This window comes from Pseudomarimonas arenosa (assembly GCF_014841215.1).
Taxonomy (GTDB): domain Bacteria; phylum Pseudomonadota; class Gammaproteobacteria; order Xanthomonadales; family Xanthomonadaceae; genus Pseudomarimonas; species Pseudomarimonas arenosa.
This window is the reverse complement of record NZ_JACYTR010000027.1, coordinates 54,172-60,171: the sequence shown is the minus strand read 5'-3', so window position 1 is coordinate 60,171 and position 6,000 is coordinate 54,172. Positions and strand designations below refer to the sequence as shown.

The following is a 6,000-nucleotide window of genomic DNA, read 5'->3' as shown; positions in this document are numbered from 1 at the left end:
GCTCTGTTGTTGGTTTTCGGTGGTTGCTCGGTGTGAGGCGGAGCTGGATGTTGTGCGGGGGCTTGGCTTGCGCGGGGCGGTGTCGCGTGTTCCCTTGGCGGGTCAAGATCCGCCCTACTGAACTATCCGCTATGCCTCGTGGCAGTACAATTCCGAAGACCTTTATTGGCTTGCAGTCATATTACGCCGACAGCGGATTACCAGGCGACCCTCTATGAATCCCTTTCGATTGCTATTGTTGATTTCTTGCATTGGTACTTCTGTAGCTGGCAACCGCACAGATGCCGAGCCCCCACTTACCCGAGAATACTTCTCTGATTCATCCGAATGCATAGAGAGTTGGCGCACAATGGTGGACGAGTGGCACGCACATGGAGGGGGGGTCGGCAGATCAATCAAAGAGACACGCGAGCAGATCGCCAATGATTCGTCGTCACGATTTTCAATTGTGGTTCGCCGTGCCTGGGCCAACCAGTCATCCCAGTCGGTGAGGGTCAAGTCGGATCGGCTTGGGTTTCCAGTGCCTCCCGCGGAATTGCGAAAAGTTTTTGGTGCTTTCAGTCTCGCCGTAGAGGATGGAATTCCCTGTCATTGCAGGTCACCGGCTTGGCTGCCGGGGCTGCTATGGGAAGATCTGTTGCATGACGGAGCGCCTGCTGTGAGGAGGCTGGCTGAGACTCCCGACGGAATAGACTGGGATTCGCCGGATGCGGGAAATTGGCTGGCCTACTGGCTGCTGGTTAGAGGAAATCCGTAGGGCCGTAGGGCGGGTCTCGACCCGCCGCAGTGTGATCGCCTCTGTCCGTGGTTTGCGTAAACGTTGTGTTGTGCGGAGATTCGGCCTGCACCGAGCGTTGTTGTGTGTTCCTTCGGCGGGTCAAGACCCGCCCTAGTGTGCCCGACATGGGCATCGACTTGTTGTTTGAGAGGTAATAACCGGAGGTGATGGAGCCAACCGAAGCGGAACCGCAAGGCACGTCTCGCGAGGGGCGGCTGGAGGAAGCGGAAAGCGAAACTTTGACCGTAGGAGCACGCACAGGTGGTGAGGCCGGGTACGGGCGGTGAGCTGGCTAGGAACAGCGAAACCCGAAGTCCATCCGAAGACGACCGTACGGCGGGTTAAACCCATAGGACCGTACCGCGCGTACGGCGGGTTAACCCGTACGACCGTACGGCGGGTCTCGACCCGCCGCAGTGTGATCGCTTCTGTCCGTGGTTCGCGTAAACGTTGTGTTGTGCGGGGATGGTGGCCTGGATTGGGCGTTATCGTGTGTTCCCTCGGCGGGTCAAGACCCGCCCTACGCCTGTCGCTCTGTTGTTGGTTTTCGGTGGTTGCTCGGTGTGAGGCGGAGCTGGATGTTGTGCGGGGGCTTGGCTTGCGCGGGGCGGTGTCGCGTGTTCCCTTGGCGGGTCAAGATCCGCCCTACTGAACCGCCCCGACTTTCCCGGAGGCTCCTTCCTTTGAGAGGATCGAGCAATGAGAAAGTCAGAAAACTACTCCCCAGAGACCCGCGAGAGGGCGGTTCGGCTGGTGCTGGAGCACCAGAACGAGTATGGCTCGCAATGGGCGGCGATTGGCTCGGTGGCCGGAAAGATCGGCTGTACGACCGTACGGCGGGTCTCGACCCGCCGCTTTGTGATCGCCGCTGTCCGCGGTTCGCGTAAACGTTGTGTTGTTCGGAGATTTGGCCTGCACCGATCGTTATCGTGTGTTCCTTCGGTGGGTCAAACCCGTACCGCGCGTACGGCGGGTTAACGTACGACCGTACGGCGGGTCTCGACCCGCCGCTTTGTGATCGCCTCTGTCCGCGGTTCGCGTAAACGTTGTGTTGTGCGGGGTTGGGTGGCCCGTATTTGGCGGTGTCGCGTGTTCCCTTGGCGGGTCACCGCGCGTACGGCGGGTTAACGCACGACCGTACGGCGGGTCTCGACCCGCCGCTTTGTTATCGCCTCTGTCCGCGGTTCGCGTAAACGTTGTGTTGTGCGGGGGGGTGTGGCCTGGATTGGGCGGTGTCGCGTGTTCCCTTGGCGGGTCAAGGGCCGTAGGGCGTGTCTCGACCCGCCGCTTTGTGATCTCCGCCGTCCGCGGTTTGCGTAAACGTTGTGTTGTGAGGGGATGGTGGCCTGGATTGGGCGGTGTCGTGTGTTCCCTTGGCGGGTCAAGACCCGCCCTACGCCTACCCGCTTTTCAGATTTTGTCTGATGGCGGGGGCGGGGGGAGGTGGGCATGCTGGGGTATGCCGAATTATCGCCGTGTTTGGGTGCCTGGGGGCACGTACTTCTTTACCGTCAATCTGCTGGAGCGGCGGCGGTCGTTGCTGGTGGATCATATCGACGCGCTGCGGGAGGCTTTTCGCTCGGCACGGCGGGCACGGCCGTTTGAGGTGGTGGCGTTGGTGGTGCTGCCTGATCATCTGCATTGCGTGTGGAAGCTGCCTGAGGGCGCTGCCGACAATGCGACGCGGTGGCGGCACATCAAGACCTTGTTTTCGCGAGCTATTCCGGCCATCGAGCGACGATCGGCGCGACGACGGGTCAAGCAGGAGCGGGGCATCTGGCAACGACGCTACTGGGAGCGGCTGCTTCGCGACGAGCGGGACCTGCACCATCATGTCGACTACGTGCATTTCAATCCGGTCAAGCACGGGCTTGTCGCCACTGCGCGGGACGACCGTACGGCGGGTCTCGACCCGCCGCAGGCCGTACGACCGTACGGCGGGTCTCGACCCGCCGCAGTGTGATCGCTTCTGTCCGTGGTTCGCGTAAACGTTGTGTTGTGCGGGGATGGTGGCCTGGATTGGGCGTTATCGTGTGTTCCCTCGGCGGGTCAAGACCCGCCCTACGCCTGTCGCTCTGTTGTTGGTTTTCGGTGGTTGCTCGGTGTGAGGCGGAGCTGGATGTTGTGCGGGGGCTTGGCTTGCGCGGGGCGGTGTCGCGTGTTCCCTTGGCGGGTCAAGATCCGCCCTACTGAACTATCCGCTATGCCTCGTGGCAGTACAATTCCGAAGACCTTTATTGGCTTGCAGTCATATTACCGCGCGTACGGCGGGTTAACGTAGGGTCGTAGGGCGGGTCTCGACCCGCCGCAGTGTGATCGCCTCTGTCCGTGGTTCGCGTAAACGTTGTGTTGTGCGGGGATGGTGGCCTGGATTGGGCGTTGTCGTGTGTTCCTTCGGCGGGTCGAGACCCGCCCTACGCCTGCCGCTCTGTTGTTGGTTTTCGGTGGTTGCTTTGTGTGAGGCGGAGCCGGATTTTGTGCGGGGTCTTGGCTCGCGCGGCGCGGTGTCGTGTGTTCCTTCGGCGGGTCAAGACCCGCCCTACGCCTACCTGCTTTTCAGATTTTGTCTGATGGCGGGGGTGGGGGGGAGGTGGGCATGCTGGGGTATGCCGAATTATCGCCGTGTTTGGGTGCCTGGGGGCACGTACTTCTTTACCGTCAATCTGCTGGAGCGGCGGCGGTCGTTGCTGGTGGATCATATCGAGGCGTTGCGGGGGGCTTTTCGCTCGGCACGGCGGGCACGGCCGTTTGAGGTGGTGGCAATGGTGGTGCTGCCTGATCACTTGCACGACTGCGGCGGATTTGGACACCCACCATTTAGGAAAAGTCTGACCCGTTTGATCGAACAAGTCTGATAGTGGTGGGGCGGGGAATGCGGGAAGCTGTGCACATGGGCTATCCGCGTTCGCAACTGATCGATCCAACTGTCTCCGGCACCTATCACTGCGTGTCGCGCTGTGTTCGCCGAGCGTTTCTGTGCGGTGACGATGCGTTAAGCGGGCGTAACTTCGATCACCGCAAGCAATGGATCGAGGATCGGCTGCTGTTCCTGGCCGAGGTGTTCTCGGCCTCGGTACTGGCCTATGCGGTAATGAGTAACCATGTGCATGTGGTGGTGCATATGGCTCCTGAAGCGGTCGATCGCTGGAGCGATACCGAGGTGGCCGAGCGTTGGGTCAGACTGTGCCCGGTCAAGGTTGGCGGCGATATCGATCCCGAGCTGTGTCGGCGCAAGGCGGCGGCCTTGGCGGGCAATGAGGAACGCATTCGGGAGCTGCGTTTGCGGTTGGGCAGCCTTAGCTGGTTCATGCGCTGCCTTGCTGAGTGGATCGCACGCGAGGCGAATCAGGAAGATGGCTGCACAGGGCGATTCTGGGAGGGGCGCTACAAGTGCCAGGTGTTGCTCGATGATCAAGCTGTCTTGGCCTGCATGACCTATGTGGATCTGAATCCGGTTCGCGCTGGGGTGGCCGCCGATCTTCGCAGCTCTCACCACACATCGATCCAGCGCAAGTTGCAGACGCAATCAGCCGATGCCATCGATCAACCCATTGCCGCCGTGGCGGGGCCGACGATGGCAGGGTTCCTTCCGATCAGTGGTCGCGAGTACATCGAACTGGTCGACTGGGCCGGTCGCCAGTTGCGACCCGATAAACGGGGCGCGATCAGCGAATTGGCACCGCCCGCGCTGCGTCGGTTTGGTGACGAATCCAAATGGCTCGGTCAGGTGCGCGGAATTGAGCATCGTTACTGGCGCGCTGTCGGCACGGTTGATGTGCTGCTGCAGACGGCGAAGGCGATCGGGCAGCGCTGGCTCAAGGGCGGGCGGATGCCGGTGGTGGATTGACGCGCGTGCGGCGCGACGGCCCTGAGTTGCCGGGCGTCGGTTTCGACAAACCCGCAAGGCGGGTCTTGACCCGTCGCTTTGAGTGCGTCGCTGATCATGTTCCGCGAAAACGTAGTGTTGCGTGCGGACGGATGGCCAGAGTAGACCTTGTCGCGTGTTTATCTTGGCGGGTCAAGACCTGCCTCATGCCGCTTGACTGTATTGCGCAAAGATTTGGACACCCACCAACGGCGATTTGGTGGGTGTCCAGGTTTGAAGGGTGCAAGGTCGAATACTCGTTGACAGCAACCTCGCTGCAAGAACGGCAGAGCTAGTCGATGGTTACGCTATACGACTGGCCCTTGGTCTGGGCTGGAGTCTGACCGTTGAGGTAGCAGCCCGTGGTGATCGTCGCTGCAGTCGGGCATCCACGGAAGTCAGTAGACCAGGTGGTGATGCATCCCTCGGGGATTCGCGTGCGCTTGTTGCCGGCGGGCGTGTGTCGATTCCAATAGATCTCGTGGATGTACTTGTCGGCGATTTGGTGGGTGTCCAGGTTTGAAGGGTGCAAGGTCGAATACTCGTTGACAGCAACCTCGCTGCAAGAACGGCAGAGCTAGTCGATGGTTACGCTATACGACTGGCCCTTGGTCTGGGCTGGAGTCTGACCGTTGAGGTAGCAGCCCGTGGTGATCGTCGCTGCAGTCGGGCATCCACGGAAGTCAGTAGACCAGGTGGTGATGCATCCCTCGGGGATTCGCGTGCGCTTGTTGCCGGTGGGCGTGTGTCGATTCCAATAGATCTCGTGGATGTACTTGTTGCGCAAGATCTGCTCCCCCCAAACCTCTCCGTGAGCGGAGATGGAGAAATCACCACACTTGCTCGGGGTGATACAGGCAAGCGTGAAGTCGCCTTCGCAGAGCAACTCGGGCGGTTGCGGATCGCCAATGTCAATCGCCATTGCACCGGTTGAGGCAACACCCAATACCACGGCGACAAGAAACTGCTTCATCATGACACTCCAGATCAATTAGTTAAGTAGACTCGAACATGAGGTCGAGGCCGACTGGCATGGCCGCGCCAAAAGCCATTCGGCAGTCTGAAATGCGTACGAAGGCAAGAATTCGGATCATCGGACAGATCCTGCCTGCATGCGTCTGGCAATTGCGCTCTTCACGGCCTAGCGGCCTGGCCCAGAAACACTGCGGCAGATTTGGACACCCAAGACCCAAGATGTGGGGCGCAGAATTGCGCGCAGACTTGGATGCCCATCATTGAATGGACGCACCTGGACACCGGTGATCGTTGCGCCGGCCACCCAAATGGTGGGTGTCCAGATCTTTGATGCATCAAATGGTGGGTGTCCAGATCTTCGGCCGGATGATGGGTGTCCAGA

5 protein-coding genes and 1 pseudogene are annotated in these 6,000 nt (G+C 60.5%); 4 read left to right on the top strand and 2 right to left on the bottom strand.

All coding sequences use genetic code 11. The annotated features are described in order from the left end of the window. Positions 1-1,477: 1,477 nt before the first annotated feature. The 4 genes and pseudogenes from IFO71_RS13065 to IFO71_RS13050 all read left to right on the top strand — a co-directional run. A pseudogene (locus tag IFO71_RS13065) lies at positions 1,478-1,606 on the top strand (IS3 family transposase); the annotation flags it as partial. A 631-nt stretch (positions 1,607-2,237) separates the two neighbouring features. After that, positions 2,238-2,741: an REP-associated tyrosine transposase gene (locus tag IFO71_RS13060; RefSeq protein ID WP_192030087.1), complete on the top strand. Its 504-nt coding sequence runs from the start codon at positions 2,238-2,240 to the stop codon at positions 2,739-2,741. A gap of 643 nt (positions 2,742-3,384) precedes the next feature. Continuing rightward, complete coding sequence (locus IFO71_RS13055; protein ID WP_192030086.1) at positions 3,385-3,633, top strand: transposase; 249 nt, start codon at positions 3,385-3,387, stop codon at positions 3,631-3,633. Positions 3,634-3,650: 17 nt separating this feature from the next. Continuing rightward, a complete protein-coding gene (locus tag IFO71_RS13050; protein ID WP_225444617.1) occupies positions 3,651-4,625 on the top strand; it encodes a transposase in 975 nt (324 codons plus the stop codon). Positions 4,626-4,935: 310 nt separating this feature from the next. Here IFO71_RS13050 and IFO71_RS21875 read toward each other — a convergent pair whose 3' ends face one another. Together IFO71_RS21875 and IFO71_RS13045 are read right to left on the bottom strand one after the other, a co-directional pair. Next, positions 4,936-5,175 carry a hypothetical protein gene (locus IFO71_RS21875; protein WP_225444616.1) on the bottom strand — a complete coding sequence of 80 codons (240 nt, stop codon included), beginning with the start codon at positions 5,173-5,175 and terminating at the stop codon, positions 4,936-4,938. Between the two features lie 45 nt (positions 5,176-5,220). Further along, the gene (locus IFO71_RS13045) at positions 5,221-5,619 is read right to left on the bottom strand and encodes a hypothetical protein (protein ID WP_192030085.1); all 399 of its coding nucleotides are present in this window, start codon (positions 5,617-5,619) and stop codon (positions 5,221-5,223) included. Positions 5,620-6,000 lie beyond the last annotated feature (381 nt).